Below are 17,862 nucleotides of genomic sequence, written 5' to 3' on the forward strand. Positions count from 1 at the left end.
TCTCAGGGCTGTGCGGCGAGTTTGACTTCGACGGGCAGTCCATCCCTGCAGGTGAATTCGAGAGTCGTGCGGCCGGATTCGTGGGAAACGACATGCACGCGGTTTTCTGGTTGAACGACAACGAAGCGGCCGGCGAGTTTCACCTGCACGCGCGAGGGCGAACTGGCGGCATGAAACCACTTTCTCGAGTAGATGCTGACCTCCCGCTGGCTCCCGTCCGGTGTCACCTGATCAGACTCGCGTCCGGCATAGAGGTGAAGATCCGGGTCGCAGACGCTGAGTGTGAGGCCGCTTTCATTTGAACGCACCATGACCAGCGCGGGTGTATCGACCGCTTCCACGGCGAGCCCGGTGTCGGTGACGGGTTCGAAGCAGGCCATCGCAAGTATGCCTGTTTCGAGATCCCTGACGATGTGGGCGTGATTGTCCCGGCGGAGTATTTGGACGGGCGCGCCGCCCTTCTGATGAAGAGACTCGCCGAAATCGCGCAGGCGCTGGGCAGACGGCTGGATAAGAATGGCGTAGGCGTATCCAGCGTCCTGGGGAGCTGTGCCGTGGTCCAGCCAGGCGAGGACGAAATCGCCGGAGGTGGCCTGCTTGTCGTTGTTGCTGCGCGAGGTCTGGTTCGACTTGGCGATGCGGAGGGTGCTGTCCGAGAGGACAAAGTAGGCGTTGCCGATGGTGTCGGCGAGCCGGGTCCCGTATGCGTTGTTCTTTTCGAATCGGGAGGGAAAGTCGGCCATGACCGACTGGTCGTTGACGGGCACCGGTGAGTTTCGCTGCCGGAGGTGATGCTGGAAAAGGGTGGTCCGGGTGTCATGGTTCGCATCGCTGTTTGTGATGCCCGTGCCGAGGAGCACGATGTGGTCCTCAAGGAGGAAGACGGATTTGCGGGCGCGATGCGATCCGTCGTACTTCGCGTGCTCGTGCAGCTTCATGGCGAAGAGTCCGTTGGAATGCTCCAGGCTGCAGCCGCCGGCGAACGCCTCGTCGCTGAGCAGCATTTCCTCGAAGCCGCTGTAAGCATCGACATTCCTGACGCGGGCGCGGAGGAGGTCGAGCGGCAGGTGGATCGTGGTTGTGCCGGGCCAGCAGTTCCAGTCCCAGCCGTTTTCAGAAAAGCCGCTGTCATGGAGGTTCACGGGACTGCCGCCTGCGAGAATTTCAACCTGGCCGTAGGCGAGGTACCGTCCGAAGACGTTGGCGGTGGGATAGATTTCCGAACCCCAGAGGTAGCGGTTGAAGCCGCGCGCGGTGACGAGCCAGTGGGCGCGGCGATGCGCCGCCGTCGTGGCGTAGCTCAGTGTGAGGTGTCCGGTCGGCGCAGGCTCCGGATCGACAGGAGGAAGATTTGGGAAGATGGCGGACGATTCACCTGCGGGGACGGAGTCGGATGCATTGGCGAGGCGACGCCAGACGGCGCCGATCTCCGCATCGAAGGGTTCTCGGCCGTCCGGTGTGCCGGCGTTCGCGAGAAAACGGTAGGGGTCCGGAGACAGGGTGAACGTGGCGTTAGGATGCCGCCCGGAGAGGCTGAGAGGCCACTGCAGAACGTTGCTGTGAAACCGCAGATTGAGCATCGCCTGCCGGAGGCTCGCGTGGCCGGGTTCCGGCACGCGCAGGGAGGTGTTCCCGAAAAGCCAGAGCGCCTGCGCCGCTCCGAGGATTCCGCCCTCGGCGTAGGCGGGGTAGTGATTGGCGTGGTGAAGGATTGATCCGTCGATCTTGATTCCACCGGCGAGTCCGATGCAGGGCTCAAGAGAGCGGCCAAGCCACCGCGAGGTGGCATGCAGCGCACGCGCGCGCTCGTTTTCGTCCCCGATCATCAACTGGGCGGCGATCTGGCCGAGGAGCGTTGTATTCAGAGTGTCGATACTGACACCGTTGACTTCATCGAGCGGACCATAGGCCTTGCCGACGCCGCTGAGCCACGCCATCGCCTTGCGGACTTCGGTGAGACGTCCCGATGCGCTCAGTTCGTCACGCATGAGAAAGAGGGCCGGGTAGTAGAGCCGGTTGTTGTAGCCGAGGTGGTGGAGCGTGCCCATGCCGCTTCCGTCGGCCCAGCCCTGGTCCAGCAGGTGATCGCTGAGGTCCATGAACATTCCGAGCAGTTCCGCGCGGAACCCGGAGTCGCCCGTGCTTCGATGGGCCTGGGCCAGATCGAAAAGAAGCCGGGAGCAGGTCTGCAGCCCGTTCCCTCGACTCGATTCGGTGCGCTCCAATGATCCCGCGGGGTAGGCGGCGTATTCATGGGGATAGGACACGGCGCGCCCGATGATGCCGTCCGGGGTGCGGCGGATTCCCCATTCCTTGAAACGCGCGCGCAATCTGGTCATGGCGGTGGAATCGACTCGTGTCGGGCGTGAGAAGAGCTGCTCGTAGCGCTGGGCAAGGGTGCGTGCGGCATTGACCGCATCGGACGGAAGCGGAAGGGAGGGAATGGGTTCACGGTCGAAGCGGTACAGGCCGAGCCAGTGGTCGTTGGCATCGGTGGGCAGGCAGGAATTGACAAAGGGCACCTGTCTGTCGCGGGTGTGGTGTCGCGCGTCGATCGGCTGCGAGAAGACCATCGAATCGAGGAACAGGGTGCCGCCGTTTCCCCCTTCGGGAGCGACGATTCGCAGGGTGTCCATGCCGTCGACCGGTTTGCCCTGCATGTCGCGTTCGAAGGCGACCCAGCAGGTGCGCCAGCCTGTGAAGTCGAGTCCGAAGTCGAACCAGCAGTTGCGTTCCGAACCGCGTCCGAATTCAAACCTCAGGACGTTGCCGGGCCTTTGAGCGGGATTGTAGACCCAGACTATGAATGTGCTGAGCGCGTTGTTTGCCGCACCGGGCGCATAGGGCGTGAATGCGATGGGGTGGGAAAAGGTAAGGGCGGCGCCGGCCCGCCAGTCCCACCGCAGACTCTGCCGACCGTACTTGGCGTGTTCGGTCGTGACGCGCACCGAGGCCCCTGCATGAAGCGAGGCGGGCGGTGTGGAGTCCTCAAATGAGAGGACCGAAGTGGAGGCGGAGGCCATCCCTGTGCAGGAAATGGCGGCGAGGGCTCCCAGGGCGCGGGGAGGCATCCGAAAAAATCCGGCGGGCATGATCCTCCTGAGTCCTCAATCGGGCGCGGAGTCAAACCTTGCACGACTTGCGCCGTTGAGCCGGCGAATTCCGCGGGATTGGAGCGAAGGGAGCTCGCGGCATGCGGGGTCGCGGGTCCGCTTGTCTCTGCGATGCACCCGATGAACGGAATCTATTATGATAAAAAATATGATAACTTGACATAATCGATTATTTCCCCCGAAGCTAGGCCCATGAGCCACCCCTCCAGCCTTCCGACCGTTGAGCTCGCACGCGTTGCCGGCGCGTTTCAGCTTCACGGTCGTTTTGTCGAGGGTGCGCCCTATGGAAGCGGTCACATCAATGACACCTTCGTCATCTCGATGAACCAGGCGGGGCGGACGGTGCGCTACCTGTTTCAGCGCATCAATCACAGGATATTCAAGGATGTGCCGGCGCTCATGGAGAACATCCAGCGCGTGACCGACCACGCGGCTCGCGGAGCTGAAAAGGGAGGCGGCGACTCGCGCAGCGTGCTGACGCTCGTCCGTGCGCGGGACGGCGCCGCCTGGCATCGCGACCAGCACGGGGCGTTCTGGCGGTGCTACCTTTTCATAGAAAACGCGCGGACCTACGACCTGGTCGGGAATTCCCGGCAGGCGTTTGAGGCGGCGCGCGCCTTCGGGGAGTTTCAGCGAATGCTGGTCGACCTCCCGGGAGCCAGGTTGCACGAAACCATACCGGGATTTCACGACACGCGCGCCCGCCTTGCGCTGCTCAAACGGGCGGTCGCTGCAGACCGGGCGGGGCGGGTGCGCTCGGTTCAGAAGGAGATTGATTTCGCGCTGGCGCGCGAGCCGGTCGCCGGGGTGATCCTGGACCTGATGGCCCGGGGGGAGATGCCGGAGCGCATCACCCACAATGACACAAAGTTCAACAATGTGATGCTGGATGATGCGACCTCGCACGCTGTGTGCGTGATCGACCTGGACACCGTCATGCCGGGATCAGCCCTCTATGATTTTGGCGACATGGTGCGCTCGGCCACCAACGCGGCGGCGGAGGATGAGCGCGATGTCGCCAAGGTCGCGATGCGCATGGAAATCTATGAAGGCCTCGTCGCCGGTTACGCAGCCTCGGCCGGATCATTTCTCAACGCCGCGGAGCGCGCTCATCTGGCGTTCGCGGGAAAACTCATCACCTACGAGATCGGACTGCGGTTTCTCACCGATCACCTCGAGGGGGATGTGTATTTCAAGACGAAGCGTCCGGAGCACAATCTCGACAGGTGCCGGACGCAGTTTGCGCTCGTGGCCAGCATCGAGCGGCAGGAGGCGGAGATGCAGGCGCTGGCGGACCGCGTGTTGAAGGCGGCGGCGGGCGGCGGGGGACGCTGACATGAAGGCGCTCATCACAGGCGGCGCGGGGTTCATTGGCAGCCATATCGCACAGGCGCTCCAGGGGCGCGCCGAGGTGCGCGTGCTGGACAATCTGAGAAGCGGCCACCGGCGCAATCTCGCGGGTTTGAAGGTGGAGTTTGTGGAAGGATCGATTCTTGACCGCGAGGCGGTGCGTGCGGCCGTGCGTGGGGTTGACCACGTGTTTCATCTGGCGGCGATGGTCAGCGTGCCGGAATCGGTGGGGAAGATTCACGAGTGCGTGGCTCTCAATGTAACCGGGCTGCTCAATGTGCTGGAGGCCTCCGCGGATGCGGGTGTTCGCAAACTGTGCTTCAGTTCCTCCGCCGCGGTCTATGGCAACAATCCGATCGTGCCCAAGGTGGAGAACATGCTCCCCGAGCCGCGGAGTCCCTATGCCGTGACGAAGCTGGACGGAGAATACTACTGCCGCCAGTTCGCCGAGGACGGCCGGCTTGAGACCGTGGCGTTGCGCTTCTTCAATGTCTTCGGGCCGCGGCAGGATCCCGGCAGCGCCTATGCGGCCGCAGTGCCGATCTTCATGCAGAAGGCGCTCAGGGATGAACCGCTCACCATTTATGGCGACGGCGGGCAGACGCGGGATTTCGTTTACGTGAAGGATATTGCCGCGGCGAATATTTTTGCGGCGACGACCCCGGGGCTGACGGGGGTATTCAACGCCGGCTATGGCGGCCAAATCACCGTGCTGGAGCTGGCCCGTCAGATCATCGCCTGCGCGGGATCGCGTTCGGAAATCCATCACGCGCCGGAGCGAGCGGGGGATGTGCGGCACTCCCGGGCCAGCGTCGACGCCCTGCATGCCGCCGGTTTTCGACCGGTCAGCTCCTTTGAAGAGGGCCTTGCGGAGACACTGGCGTACTTTCGCGATCGGAGTACGGCCGGGCAAGGGTCATGATTGCGCCTGCGCCATCCCACTCCAAGCTCTGCGTTGACTTCGCGCGCGCCAATTCCGCCCCGCCTTTGGAAACAGAAGAAGTGCATTGAATGACAAGATGGCGCGGCCGTCATTGGACCTCGCTCAAACCCCGGATTACCCATGAAGCTGCTCCTCCTTGACTGGATCATTGTGCTGCTGACCCTGGCCGTTTGTTTCATTCCGGCGCTCTTTTTCGGCAAGCGTGCGGGGAAAAACACGTCGGAGTTTTTTGCCTCGGGGCGATCGGTGCCCTGGTGGCTCGCGGGCCTGTCCATGGTGGCGACCACCTTCAGCAGCGACACGCCCAACTGGGTGACGCAGCAGGTCCGGCAGTATGGCGTGGCGGGAAACTGGCAGTGGTGGGCGTTTGTGCTCACGGGCGTTTCGACGGTGTTTTTCTTCGCCCGGCTCTGGCGGCGGTCCGGTGTGATGACTGACCTGGAGTTCTACGAGCTGCGCTATTCCGGAAAAGCCGCATCGGTCGTGCGCGGATTTCGGGCGGTCTATCTGGGGCTTTTCTTCAACTGCTTCATCATGGCGATGGTCACGCTGGCTGCGTGCAAGATCGCCAACATTCTCTTCGGCCTGCCGCCCTGGCAGACGATCGTTATCTGCGGCGTGCTCAACGTTGCGTTTGCCGCGCATTCGGGGCTGTGGGGAGTGCTGGTCATCGACATGGTCCAGTTCTTCATCAAGATGACGGCGGTTGTCGCCGCTGCATACTATGGGCTCGTGGCGGTGGCGCGGCAGACAGGGGTGGGGGAGGGTGCGCTTGCGGGGCTCAGGAAGCTGGTGGACGTGCTTGGCGCGCAGCAGGTCAACCTTGCCCCGGGCGGACAACCCGTTTTGTCCGCCATCGACGGCCATGGCCAGCCGATGCTGGACATCCTGCCGAACTTCGCGATGAGCGAACTCGCCCTCATGATATTCATCGTGCCGATGGCAATCGGCTGGTGGGCCAACTGGTATCCCGGCGCCGAGCCGGGTGGCGGCAGCTACATCGCTCAGCGCATGCTGGCATCCAAGTCGGAGAAGGATGCGCTGGGCGCCACGCTGTTTTTCAACTTCGCGCACTACGTGCTGCGTCCGTGGCCGTGGATCATCACGGCGCTCTGCTCCATCATCATCTTTCCGGAGTTGAAGGACATCCAGGCGGCTTTTCCGGACGCAGATCCGGCACTGATCGGACATGACAGCGCATTTCCCGCCATGCTGAAGTTTCTGCCGGTGGGCATGGTTGGGCTGATGGTTGGCGGTCTCATTTCCGCCAACTCATCGACCATCCTCACGCACTTGAACTGGGGGGCCTCCTACCTCGTTCACGATTTCTACCGGCGGTTCATAAAGCCGACGGCCAGCGAGGCGCACTATGTGAAGGCGGGGCGCGTCTGCACCGTCGCCCTGTATGTGTTTGCGGCGCTGCTGAGCGGCGTCCTGAACACGGCGCAGGATGCGTTCGAGGTGCTCATTTCGATCGGTGCGGGCACGGGGCTGCTGTATCTGCTTCGCTGGTTCTGGTGGCGCATCAATGCGTGGTGCGAGGTGGTGGCGATGCTGGCGTCCTTTCTGATCACGGTGGTTTTCTTTTTGATGAAGAAGGCGGGTCATGCGCAGCCGTTTGCCCACACCGTCCTGTATTCGGTCGCGTTCACGACCGTCTGCTGGCTAGTCACCGCCTTCGTGAGCAGGCCCACGAGCGAGCAGCGCCTGATTGATTTTTATCGCAAGGTGCACCCCGCTGGGCCGGGCTGGCGCAGGATCCGGCGCGCGGCGGGTGTGAGCGAGTCGGACCCAGCGACGCATGGCGATCACATGGGGAAGGCCGCGATCGGGTGGATTGCCGGATGCCTGGCGATCTGGTCGTCACTCTTTGCGATCGGAAACTTCGTGTACGGTCGCACGCAGCATGCCGTGCTCCTCCTGGGGGTCTTTGTGGTCACCGGCGGGACACTGATCCACGTTACCAGCCGCCTTTGGGACCGAAACACGGGGAGTTCCCGAAACTGAGGCTGTCATTGCATGTGCATCACGCGCGCCATGTTTGAGCGGAACGACGGTTGACGCAGGATCCCATGCAGCGAGTCCCAGGCAAAGCCAGCAGACGAACCGCAATCCCCGAAGCAGACCGCCGCGCCATCAGTTCGGCCATGGAGCGGATCAGCAACCCGGTGGATCTCTTTTCAGGAGTGCGGATCGGGGATGTGCTGCTTGCGGACAACATCGTCGTCTTCAAGCGCACGTCGACGGAGATGCTGAAACCGCATGGGGTGACCCACAACTATCATCATCGCTTCGAGCTTGTTCTTCCGATTGTGAAGGGTGGACAGATTCATGCTGACGGCCTCTCGTTCCGATTGAACCCCGGGCATGCGGCGTTGATTTTTCCGCATCAGTTTCATCATTACCTCGATGTTGAGGCCGGCCCCATCCGATGGCTCTTCATCACCTTCGAATCGGCGCATGAGCGCCTGCTGCAGCCGCTGAGAAATTCTCCGCGTGTGCTTGCGCCTGGAGATTTTGGGGTTCTCCGCGGGATTGTGGACGATCTGTTGAAGTCAAAGCGGATGGTCGAAAGGAAGCTGGACTTGATGCTGAAAGTTTCCGCTTTCCTCCGGCGCATGCTTGATTCCCCTCGGGCCGGGGGTCCAACCCAGCGGAAAGTTGATGACGGTGACGCCTGCGGAGCCCTGCTGGAGTCGATCAACGCCCACGTCCGGGCCCATTTGAACCAGCCGCTCCGGATTGCGGACCTCGCGCGTCATACGGGCTATTCGGTGAGTTATCTGCGGGCGGTGTTCCGGAAGCAGTACGGCGTGAGTCTGGGCGGCTATATGCGCGATTCGCGTCTTTCCGTGGCGGCGTCGATGCTCGCCGGCGACGGACGTCCGCGCATCGAGGACATCGCAAAGGCGTGCGGTTTTGACTCCATATTCGCCTTCAGCCGCGCCTTCAAGAAGGCGATGGGGATCTCTCCGCGGGGATACGGCAGGCTGGTCAATGACAAGGCCGGCAGGAGCAGTGTGAAGTCAGACGCGTGACCTGGAGGAGCGGCGGGGACGCATTTCCCAGGCCTTTTGGTTTGGCGGTCACGTCTGGGCTTCCGCGGCTTCGCGGCTCAAGGCATGCTGCAGGGGTTCACCCTTCACGAAGCGCTTGAACTCCTCGACCATCGACCAGCCGAGCCGGCGGCATTCCGGGCCGAGCGAGCCGGCGATGTGAGGAGTCAGGAAGACATTGGGCAGGTCGTAGAGCGGGCTGTCCACCGGCGGGGGTTCCGGGAAGGTGACATCAAGCACCGCCTGAACATCCGTCCTTTCGCGCAGGAATGTGATCAACTCGGGTTCACGCAACAGACCGCCGCGCGCCGTGTTGATCAAGGTGGCGCCGTGCTTCAGCCGGCGCAGCAGCGGACCGCCGATGAATCCGGTGGTTGCCGCGTTCAAGGGGGTGTGCAGCGAGACGACATCGCTGCGTGCCATCAGGTCCTCCAGTGTGACGGACTCGACTCCGAGCTCTTGAAAGCGTCCCGCAGGCAGGTGCGGGTCGTGGGCGATGATCCTCACGTCGAACGGGCGGAGCAGCCTGAGGACTTCCCGGCCTATCAGACCGAGGGAGACAAGGCCTACCGTGGAGCCGTGCACGCCGGCGACCCTTGGAAAGGTTGCCGGAAAGGCACGCTCCCGGCAGGCCCTCCTGTTCAGGATCCAGGCCTGTTTGAGGGAAAGCAGAATGGCGCCCAGCGTGAACTCAGCGACCGGCACGGCGTTGGCGGCGGCGGCCGTGCTGATGGTGATGCCGCGTTCCCAGAACCCCGCCGTGACCAGGGGGCGAACTGTGCCCCCTCCATGAAAAACCGCTCGCAGCCGTGGCAGTCGACTCAACAGGTTCGCATCCAGTCGCGGACTATGCCAGCCGGTGAAGATCGCCTCCACTTCGCCCAGAAGATCAATCCAGTCCCGGTGCGGCTCGTGCGGGCCGAGCGGCCTGTCGGCGAGCAGGGTGGATTGCGCGCCGACGGCCTTCAGGCATTCCTCGCCATAGACGAGTTCAAACATGTCCGGGGGCAGCAGGAACGCGGCTGCGGGTCTGGTCGCGGATGCCGTGTTGACGGCGCCGGAGCCTGTGGGGCCGGGCAAAACGCTTTGGGCGGGCATGCGCCGACGCTGGGAGACATGAATTTCGCTGACAACACCGCTGCTACTGACACGGTTGAGTGGAAATGAAGCCGAAGCCGACGATGGAGGAGGTGGCACGCGCGTCCGGCTTCTCGCGGGCCGCGGTATCGCTCGCGCTTCGGGGTGACCCCAGCATTCCTGAGAAAACGCGTGAACGGATTGCGTCGATTGCGCGGAAAATGGGCTACAGCACGAATCCGCTGATATCCGCGCTCATGACCCTGCAGCGCCAAAGACGGCCCGTGATGGATGTGACGACCTCGGTCGCCTATCTCACGCACACGCCGTCCGACCTCTGGCGGAGGGCGGCGTTCTACCTCAGCATGTTCAACGGGGCCGCTGAACGACTGTCCGAGATGGGGTGCAGGCTCGAGGAGTTTGGATTGAGGTCCGAGGGAATGACGGCGGCCCGGATGCGCGAGATCTGGCGGACGCGCAACATCCATGCGGTGATCGTTGCCCCCATGCCGCATGGCGAGACGAGGGTGAATTTTGACTTTTCCGGCCTGGCCACGGTTGGCCTTGGCATGAGCGTCAGTTCTCCGGTCATCGAGCGCGTCTCCAGCGATCACTTCCAGTCGGCGGTCCTTGCGGTTCAGGAATGTGCGGCGCTCGGCTACCGCCGGATCGGCCTGGTGCTCAGCCGGGAAACTTCGAGACGCCTCGATCACCGGTGGCTCGGGGGATACCGCTTTGCGATCGAGGAGTGCAACCTGGAGGAGCGCATGCCTCCGCTGGCGACGGAACTGCAGTCGGAGCTTGGCGCCGCGTTGCCGCAATGGCTGCGCAATCACCGCCCGGATGTCGTGATTCTTGGCAATGCCGAGCGCGAGCTGCAGGTGAAACTGCCGGTTTCAATCGGCCTGGTTTCGCTGGGCGTGGACGGGCCGGATGGCCCGACGACCGGGATCTACCAGAATTATTCCCTGATAGGGCGGGTGGCGGCGGAACGCGCGCTGGCGAAACTCTATACCAACAGCTTTGGCCCTTTGGACGAAGCGCATCTGCATCTGGTGGCGGGAACATGGGTCCCAGGGGCGACGGCACCGGGACCGAAGCGCCGGCGATCAGCCTTGGCGTAAGCGTTTGTCACGGTGCACTGAACGGCGTCAGCTACCGGTTGCTTGGCGCGCGGAACGGATGAGCGTAGGTCATGCCTGTCTTCGCAAAACCGGCAATGTGCCACCCCGCCCTATGAAAAAGAATCCGATTCGTTTGAGCGTCCTCAACTGGCTCGCTTCCCTCACCATCCTTGTGCTCGGCTGCCTGGGCCTCCCGGCTGCGCACGCCCAGACCACCGCAGCGACACCGCAGACCGAAGGAGCCGAATCCGACCAGGTCGTCTTTCTTTCAAAGTTCACCGTCACCGGGGAACGCGACACGGGGTATGAGTCCATGCAGACAACCTCCGGCATGCGCACCGTGCAGGAGCTCAAGAACGTGGCGAACTCCATCTCGGTCGTGAACAACCAGATGATCCAGGACCTCGGTGCGCTGACGATCGAGGACATGACGCGGTGGACCGTCACGGGCGAAGTCAATCCGGACCCCCAGGTGGCGGGTGGAACCTCGCGGCTCATTTTTCGCGGAATCCAGAACAACTATTCTATACGCAACGGCTGGATCTGGTATTCGCCCATCGACTCCTACAGCACGGAGCGCGTCGAACTCCTGCGCGGTCCCAATGCCTTTCTCTACGGAGAGGCGGACCTAGGCGGAGCGCAGAACCAGATCACCAAGCGTGGAATTTTCACGCGCAACATCACGCGGGCTAAGCTCTACGTCGGCAGCAACGACCTCCGCCGCGGCGAGATCGATCTCAACCGTCGTTTCAACGACCAGGTGGCTGTCAGGGTTGCGGCCGTGCAGTCGAACAACGACACCTGGTGGGATCACGGCCGGCGTGACTTCCGCGGCGTCTATGGCGCCGTCACCTACCGGCCGTTTCGCAGAACGACGATCAGTGTGATGAGCGAGTATGCCAAGAACACCGAGGTCCGCTCCCAGGGATTGTTTGCCGACGCCTTCACTTACACGACGACATCGACGTACAACAATGCGAACGGAGTGGTTTTTCTCCCGATTGACGGCACCACCTACCGCCTGAACGGACGGAGGCGCAGCCAGGGTCCGAATGTTTCCATAGCGAATGCGCAGATTGTGCCGCGGGAGTATCAATTCAACGGCCCGAACGCCACCAACAAGACGAACCAGAAGTCGCTGGTGCTCGAGATCGAGCAGCAGATCGGGGAGAATTGGAACCTGCTGCTCTCGGCAAACTACTACTCGAGCGACAACGAGATCTGGAATGCGACCACGCGCAGTGTGACGCGCGACCTGAATCCGCTTCTGCCAAATGGCGCGAGCAATCCCTACTACAATGAACTCTACACGGAGTACCAGCGCACCAATCAGCTCAGCGGCAACATCGTGCGCGACATCCGGCTTTCCTCGGTCTATGACTTGAACGTCGGCTGGATGAGGCAGCAGATCGCGGTGAACGTCCAGCAGCACCAGGACAATCCCGGACAGAAGCGCCCGAAGATGGCGGAGTTCGTGTCACCCACGAGCGGTGCCTTCGTTGGAACAATCAATCCCGATGCAACACAGGCGGCGCTTAATGCGAATCGGACGGTGTTTGCGAACAACAAGTTCATTCGCCGCTACTACCTCAAGGATGGAGATGGCGCGCGCCTGACGGGTTCACTGGGCCCGGTCTCAGGCATGTCCGACTACTTTCCCGATCTCGGTTCCGGCGCCCAGGGAGTCGTCGGTGCGACGGGAGCCGTTCTGGACCGGCGGTTTTACACACCATCGATCGGCGTCGGTGCGGCCGGCACGTACTTCAACGGCCACCTCTACACGCTGCTCGGCTATCGGCGCGATGAGTTCAAGATGAAGACCATAAACGGAGTGCCGCGGCCTCTCGCGAACACCTGGGTTGTCGATCCCATCCCGGGAGGTTTTTCGGATCCGCAATACGTGGACTACAAGTTCGATGGGTCCAACTATGGTGCCGTGTATCGCGTGAACGACATGCTTGCATTCACCTTCAATCGCGCGCAATCGTTCCGGCTCTCGCTGGGTGACGGAAGCGACGGCTTCCGCGTGGGTACCAAGCAGGGCATTCCCTACGGCGAAGGCACGGACATGGGCATCCGCCTCACCATGCTGGGCGGCCGTCTCGAGCTCAACAGCACCTACTACAAGAACTATCAGCCCAACTCGCGCATCACACCCCTGGGGGCGGCCCAGCAGGCCGTCACGAGTGAACTGGCGGCGATCTTTCCGACGACGTTCGACGTCAATGGAAGGGACATTGAGAAAGTCACGACTTCCGGCGTTGAGTTCGAGCTCGTGGCGAACCTGACGCGCAACTGGCGATTGATGGCCAACTATGCGACGAACAAGGTCGTGACTCGCGACCGCCTGCCCCAGCTTCATGCATTTCAGCAGGAGGCAAAGGGCCTGAACAAGCCGACACCGTTCCTTGACGCCTTTCTGCCGACGCTGCCCGATGGCGTTCCGAATGCGGGTTACACGAAGGATCGATTCAACCTGTTCACCCGTTACGATGTGAAGCAGGGCGCGTTGAAGGGATTCTATTTCGGCGGAGGCGCGAACTGGCGCAGCGAAACGTTCCGCGGCAATGCCGACTTGGATCGCGATGGAGTTGCCGAGAAGCTGTGGTCACCGTCGTATGCGTTGGTTAGCGTGCTCGCCGGGTATCAGACGAAGGTCTTTGAGCGTCGTGTCACGTACGCCCTGAACATCGACAACATCCTCGACAAGGATTATTTCCGCTCCGGCGCAACCGCCTCGGGCATGTGGGGAGAGCCCCGCTCATTCAAGCTGTCCGCGACCGTGGATTTCTGAGCCTGGCCCGATTGAGGCAGGCTTCGACCTGCCTCTCCGCCTCTGACGTTGCTGAAGCCATCTGCGTCCCGGGCATTGTCGGGTCCGGCGCCGCGCTGTTTCAATCGTTCCTCGAGATCTCGCAGATCCTGCGTCAGGTGCGTCGATACGACGCGCTCGGCCTCGAGGTCATTCTTCAGCGCCAGCGAGTTTGCGCGTTCGAGTTCCGAGGCAATGCGCAGCGCATTGAGTTCATGTTGGCTGGTCCACAGCTTCATGCCCAGCCAGGCGGCGATCATTGCAAAAACAGCAGCGCATGCCCAGGCGAGCGGGGAGTTCAGGGCAAACACAGTGTTCGATCCTGGCCGACCACCCTCCTCGTCCGCTGATCCGGAGCGGCGAGTATCGGCAGGGTCGGCGGGATTGGTGTCTTGGCCCATGGTCTTGCCGTTTTCTCGTCGAGGACCCGCGTTTAGGCAAGCGTCGGAAGCGCGGGAAACGGGTCTTGCGCCTCTGCGGACACCGGCTGGCTCCTCTCAGGATGTCTCGTAGTCGAGGTAGGGCCCCAGCCAGTGCTCCATATCCGGGACAGTCCGGCCTTTTCGTTTTGCGTAGTCGACGACCTGGTCGCGCCCCAGTTTGCCCACTCCGAAATACTTTGAATCAGGATGATTGAAATACCAGCCGCTGACGCTGCTGGCCGGCTGCATGGCGCAGCTTTCGGTGAGAACAATTCCAGCCGTGGCGGTCGCACCAAGGAGCGCGAAGAGGCCGGGCTTTTCCGTATGGTCCGGACAGGCCGGGTAGCCTGGAGCCGGCCGGATGCCGCGATAGCGCTCGCGGATGAGATCCTCATGGCTCAGGTTCTCGGTTCGGCCGAATCCACAGGCTTCGCGTGCGCGCTTGTGAAACATCTCGGCCATCGCCTCGGCAAGTCGATCGCCCAGCGCCTGCGTCATGATCGCCGAGTAGTCGTCGTTGTTCGCCCTGAATTCCGCCGCGAATTCCGCGACACCGTGGCCGGCGGTGACGGCGAAACCGCCGCAGTAATCGATCCGTCCGCATTCCCTCGGAGCGATGTAATCCGCCAGACAGTGATTGAACTGGTCGGCGGGTTTTTCAAGCTGCTGGCGGAGCTGGTGAAAGGTTGTCAGGACCGTCCCGCGGGACTCGTCGTCGTAGACTTCGATGTCGTCACCCACGGCGTTGCAGGGCCAGAAGCCAATGACCGCCTTGGCGGTGAACCGCCGCTCCCTGACAATGCGCGTCAGCAGGGCCTGCGCGTCGTCGAACAGCCGCCTCGCCTCCGTCCCCACCGATGGATCCTCAAAAATGCGTGGATAGCGTCCGTGAATTTCCCAGGCGCTGAAGAAGGGACTCCAGTCGATGAAGGGAAGGATTTCGTCGAGCGGAACATCATTGAAAGCACGGGTTCCGAGAGAATCCGGTTTCGGAATGTCGACGGTTTTCCAATCGAAAATGGGACGACGCGAGCGTGCGACCTCGAGTGACAGAAGCGGTTTGCGGGCCCGTCGGGCGGCAAAGTCCTCGCGCTGTTTCTGCTGTTTCGCCCGCACATCCCCCATGAAGGCGGGCTTGCGCTCGGGCGACAGCAGCGCGCTGACAACATTGACGACTCGCGAAGCGTCGAGCACGTGGATGACGTCGCCCGAATATTCGGGGGCGATCTTCACCGCGGTGTGCGCCGGACTCGTTGTTGCGCCCCCGATAAGCAGCGGGGTGGTGAAGCCTTCGCGCTGAAATTCCCTGGCAACGTGCACCATTTCATCGAGCGAGGGAGTGATCAGGCCGGAGACTCCGATGACATCCGCCTGAATTTCACGCGCCTTGGCCATGATCTTGTCGCAGGGCACCATGACGCCGAGGTCCACAACCTCGTAGTTGTTGCACGCCAGAACGACGCCGACGATATTTTTGCCGATGTCATGGACGTCGCCCTTCACCGTTGCGGTGAGGATCCTGCCCTGGGATCGAGTCGATTCGCCGCGGGCGGCCGCCGCCTGTTTCTCCGCCTCCATGAATGGCGTCAGGTAGGCGACGGACTTTTTCATCACTCGCGCCGACTTCACGACCTGTGGGAGAAACATTTTTCCTGCGCCGAAAAGATCGCCAACGACGCGCATGCCATCCATCAACGGCCCTTCGATGATGTCCAGCGGCCTCGCGTAGCGGGTGCGGCACTCCTCGGTGTCCTTCTCGACGTAGGCATCGATGCCCTTCACCAGAGCGTGCTTCAGGCGCTCCTCGACCGGGGCGTCTCGCCAGGCGAGGTCCTCCCTGGCTTCCGTCCGGGATCCGCCCCCCTGCCTGGCCTTCATTTCATCCGCGAGACGGACGAGGCGTTCCGTCGCATCGGGCCGGCGGTTGAACAGCACATCGTCCACCCTTTCGCGAAGCCCGGGATCGATCTCGTCGTAGACTCCGAGCATGCCCGCATTTACGATGGCCATGTCCAGTCCCTCGCGGATCGCGTGGTAGAGGAAGGCGGTGTGCATTGCCTCGCGCACCGGGTTGTTGCCTCTGAACGAGAACGAGACGTTGGAGACGCCGCCTGACACCCTGGCGTGGGGGAGCGTCTCCTTGATCATCCGGGTGGCCTCGAAGAAATCGACGGCGTAGTTGCAGTGCTCCTCGATACCGGTGGCGACAGTGAGAATGTTCGGGTCGAAAACGATGTCCTCCGGCGGAAATCCGACCTGGTCGACGAGAAGCCGGTAGGCGCGCGTGCAGATGCGAACCTTGTCGTCCCGGGTGGCGGCCTGGCCCTGCTCGTCGAAGGCCATCACGACGGCTGCCGCACCGTAGCGCATCAGCAGACGCGCGCGGCGGAGGAATTCGGCCTCGCCATCCTTGAGCGAAATCGAATTGACGATTCCCTTGCCCTGCAGGCACTGCAGGCCCGCCTCCAGCACCGACCATTTCGACGAATCGAGCATCACTGGGATGCGTGCGATGTCGGGCTCCGAGGCGATGAGGTTGAGAAACTTCACCATCGTCGCCTCGCCGTCGATCAGCGCCTCGTCGACATTGATGTCGAGAATGTTGGCCCCGCTTTCAACCTGCTGGCGTGCGATGTCGAGCGCGGCTGACCAGTCGCCGGACTTGATCGCCTTGGCGAACTTTGGCGACCCCGTCAGGTTTGTGCGTTCACCGATGACAAGAAAACCGGAGGCGTTGCGGGAAGGTGAGGACGACACTGGGAGGGAAAGGGCGTTGATGGATGCCTGTGCGGACGAGCAAATGCGCGGGCAGCCTAGGCGGCGGTGAGCGGTTCAAGTCCGCTCAAGCGCATGGCGGTCTCGGGTGTCGGCGCCCTGCGGGCGGGAATTCCCCTGACCGCCGCGGCTATTGCGGCGATGTGGTCGGGAGTCGAGCCGCAGCAGCCGCCCACGAGGTTGACAAGTCCGGACGATGCGAAATCGCGCATGATGGAGGCCATGTCGGCGGGGGTCTCGTCGTATCCGCCAAAGGCGTTGGGAAGTCCTGCGTTTGGGTAGCAGGAGACATGACAGGTGGCGATGCGGGAGAGTTCCTCGATGTAGGGGCGCATGGCGCGCCCGCCGAGTGCGCAGTTGATGCCGACGCAGAAGGGATTCGCGTGCCGGATGCTGTTGTAGAATGCCTCGGTCGTCTGGCCTGAGAGTGTTCGACCGGAGGCGTCGGTGATGGTGACGCTGATCATCACGGGAAGCCGTGCACCGATTTCGTCGAAGACACTCTCGATGGCAAAAAGGGCGGCTTTTGCGTTCAAGGTGTCGAAGATCGTTTCCACCAGGAGGGCGTCGACTCCGCCCTGAACGAGAGCACGGACCTGTCCGGTGTAGGCGGCGACCACCTGACTCCATGTCACGGCGCGATAGTCGGGTCTATTGACATCGGGCGACAGGGAAAGTGTGCGATTCAAGGGACCGATGGCGCCGGCAACGAAACATTGGCGAGCGGGATTCTCTTTTTCCACGTTCGCAGCCGCGCGGCGGGCGCAGGCGACTGCGGCGAGATTGATGTCGGAGACCCTCGGTTCGAGATGGTAGTCGGCCTGTGCGATTGTTGTCGCGCTGAAGGAATTGGTTTCGACGATGTCGGCACCCGCTTCGAAATAGCGTCGATGTATGTCTTCGATCACGTCGGGACGTGTGATCGAAAGAAGGTCGTTGTTGCCCTTGAGATCGTGCCCGTGACTCGCGAGGGAGGCGTCGCGAAAGTCCTTTTCCTGCAGGTTGAATCCCTGGATGAGGGATCCCATGGCACCATCGAGGATCACGATCCTTTGGGCAAAGAGCGCGCGAAATGCGGCGTCGCGTTCGCGATTGAGTGGAGGAAGCGAGGCCATGGCTGAAGTTGGCGAGAAGATGAATGATCATCCGCCTTATGGCAAGATAACATATCAATATATCCGGATGTGTTG

Annotated in this window: 11 protein-coding genes; 6 read left to right on the top strand and 5 right to left on the bottom strand. The window is 62.3% G+C overall.

What is annotated here, in order from left to right; translation table 11 throughout:
* Positions 1-2: 2 nt before the first annotated feature.
* Positions 3-3,071, bottom strand: coding sequence for a sugar lyase (locus tag HS122_15785; GenBank protein MBE7539856.1), 3,069 nt, complete (start codon positions 3,069-3,071; stop codon positions 3-5).
* A gap of 234 nt (positions 3,072-3,305) precedes the next feature.
* Here HS122_15785 and HS122_15790 point away from each other — a divergent pair, with 234 nt between their 5' ends.
* The 4 genes from HS122_15790 to HS122_15805 all read left to right on the top strand — a co-directional run bounded on the left by HS122_15790 (position 3,306) and on the right by HS122_15805 (position 8,444).
* On the top strand, positions 3,306-4,448 hold the full coding sequence (locus HS122_15790) for an aminoglycoside phosphotransferase family protein (GenBank protein ID MBE7539857.1): 1,143 nt from the start codon (positions 3,306-3,308) through the stop codon (positions 4,446-4,448).
* Between the two features lies 1 nt (position 4,449).
* Complete coding sequence (locus tag HS122_15795) at positions 4,450-5,385, top strand: NAD-dependent epimerase/dehydratase family protein (GenBank protein MBE7539858.1); 936 nt, start codon at positions 4,450-4,452, stop codon at positions 5,383-5,385.
* Between the two features lie 141 nt (positions 5,386-5,526).
* The gene (locus HS122_15800) at positions 5,527-7,413 is read left to right on the top strand and encodes a Na+:solute symporter (protein MBE7539859.1); all 1,887 of its coding nucleotides are present in this window, start codon (positions 5,527-5,529) and stop codon (positions 7,411-7,413) included.
* Between the two features lie 140 nt (positions 7,414-7,553).
* Complete coding sequence (locus HS122_15805) at positions 7,554-8,444, top strand: helix-turn-helix transcriptional regulator (protein ID MBE7539860.1); 891 nt, start codon at positions 7,554-7,556, stop codon at positions 8,442-8,444.
* A gap of 48 nt (positions 8,445-8,492) precedes the next feature.
* Here HS122_15805 and HS122_15810 read toward each other — a convergent pair whose 3' ends face one another.
* Positions 8,493-9,560 (bottom strand): hydroxyacid dehydrogenase, encoded by a 1,068-nt coding sequence (locus HS122_15810; protein MBE7539861.1) that lies wholly within the window; start codon positions 9,558-9,560, stop codon positions 8,493-8,495.
* A gap of 65 nt (positions 9,561-9,625) precedes the next feature.
* On the opposite strand from HS122_15810, the gene HS122_15815 reads away from it, so the two are divergent.
* A complete protein-coding gene (locus tag HS122_15815) occupies positions 9,626-10,663 on the top strand; it encodes a LacI family DNA-binding transcriptional regulator (protein MBE7539862.1) in 1,038 nt (345 codons plus the stop codon).
* A gap of 112 nt (positions 10,664-10,775) precedes the next feature.
* Positions 10,776-13,457, top strand: coding sequence for a TonB-dependent receptor plug domain-containing protein (locus HS122_15820; GenBank protein MBE7539863.1), 2,682 nt, complete (start codon positions 10,776-10,778; stop codon positions 13,455-13,457).
* On the opposite strand, the gene HS122_15825 is transcribed toward HS122_15820, so the two are convergent.
* The 3 genes from HS122_15825 to HS122_15835 all read right to left on the bottom strand — a co-directional run bounded on the left by HS122_15825 (position 13,376) and on the right by HS122_15835 (position 17,787).
* On the bottom strand, positions 13,376-13,876 hold the full coding sequence (locus tag HS122_15825; GenBank protein MBE7539864.1) for a hypothetical protein: 501 nt from the start codon (positions 13,874-13,876) through the stop codon (positions 13,376-13,378). The genes HS122_15820 and HS122_15825 overlap by 82 nt on opposite strands.
* 96 nt (positions 13,877-13,972) lie before the next feature.
* Positions 13,973-16,675: a methionine synthase gene (gene metH, locus HS122_15830; protein ID MBE7539865.1), complete on the bottom strand. Its 2,703-nt coding sequence runs from the start codon at positions 16,673-16,675 to the stop codon at positions 13,973-13,975.
* A gap of 35 nt (positions 16,676-16,710) precedes the next feature.
* Positions 16,711-17,787: a homocysteine S-methyltransferase family protein gene (locus HS122_15835; GenBank protein ID MBE7539866.1), complete on the bottom strand. Its 1,077-nt coding sequence runs from the start codon at positions 17,785-17,787 to the stop codon at positions 16,711-16,713.
* Positions 17,788-17,862 lie beyond the last annotated feature (75 nt).

The organism is Opitutaceae bacterium, assembly GCA_015075305.1.
Lineage (GTDB): Bacteria > Verrucomicrobiota > Verrucomicrobiia > Opitutales > Opitutaceae > UBA6669.

Excerpts from the sequence above, each read along its gene's own strand:
- HS122_15800 (MBE7539859.1), top strand. The coding sequence starts at position 5,527 with ATGAAGCTGCTCCTCCTTGACTGGATCATTGTGCTGCTGACCCTGGCC.
- HS122_15785 (MBE7539856.1), bottom strand. The coding sequence starts at position 3,071 with ATGCCTCCCCGCGCCCTGGGAGCCCTCGCCGCCATTTCCTGCACAGGG.
- HS122_15795 (MBE7539858.1), top strand. The coding sequence starts at position 4,450 with ATGAAGGCGCTCATCACAGGCGGCGCGGGGTTCATTGGCAGCCATATC.
- HS122_15820 (MBE7539863.1), top strand. The coding sequence starts at position 10,776 with ATGAAAAAGAATCCGATTCGTTTGAGCGTCCTCAACTGGCTCGCTTCC.
- HS122_15835 (MBE7539866.1), bottom strand. The coding sequence starts at position 17,787 with ATGGCCTCGCTTCCTCCACTCAATCGCGAACGCGACGCCGCATTTCGC.
- HS122_15825 (MBE7539864.1), bottom strand. The coding sequence starts at position 13,876 with ATGGGCCAAGACACCAATCCCGCCGACCCTGCCGATACTCGCCGCTCC.
- HS122_15815 (MBE7539862.1), top strand. The coding sequence starts at position 9,626 with ATGAAGCCGAAGCCGACGATGGAGGAGGTGGCACGCGCGTCCGGCTTC.
- HS122_15790 (MBE7539857.1), top strand. The coding sequence starts at position 3,306 with ATGAGCCACCCCTCCAGCCTTCCGACCGTTGAGCTCGCACGCGTTGCC.
- HS122_15805 (MBE7539860.1), top strand. The coding sequence starts at position 7,554 with ATGGAGCGGATCAGCAACCCGGTGGATCTCTTTTCAGGAGTGCGGATC.
- HS122_15810 (MBE7539861.1), bottom strand. The coding sequence starts at position 9,560 with ATGCCCGCCCAAAGCGTTTTGCCCGGCCCCACAGGCTCCGGCGCCGTC.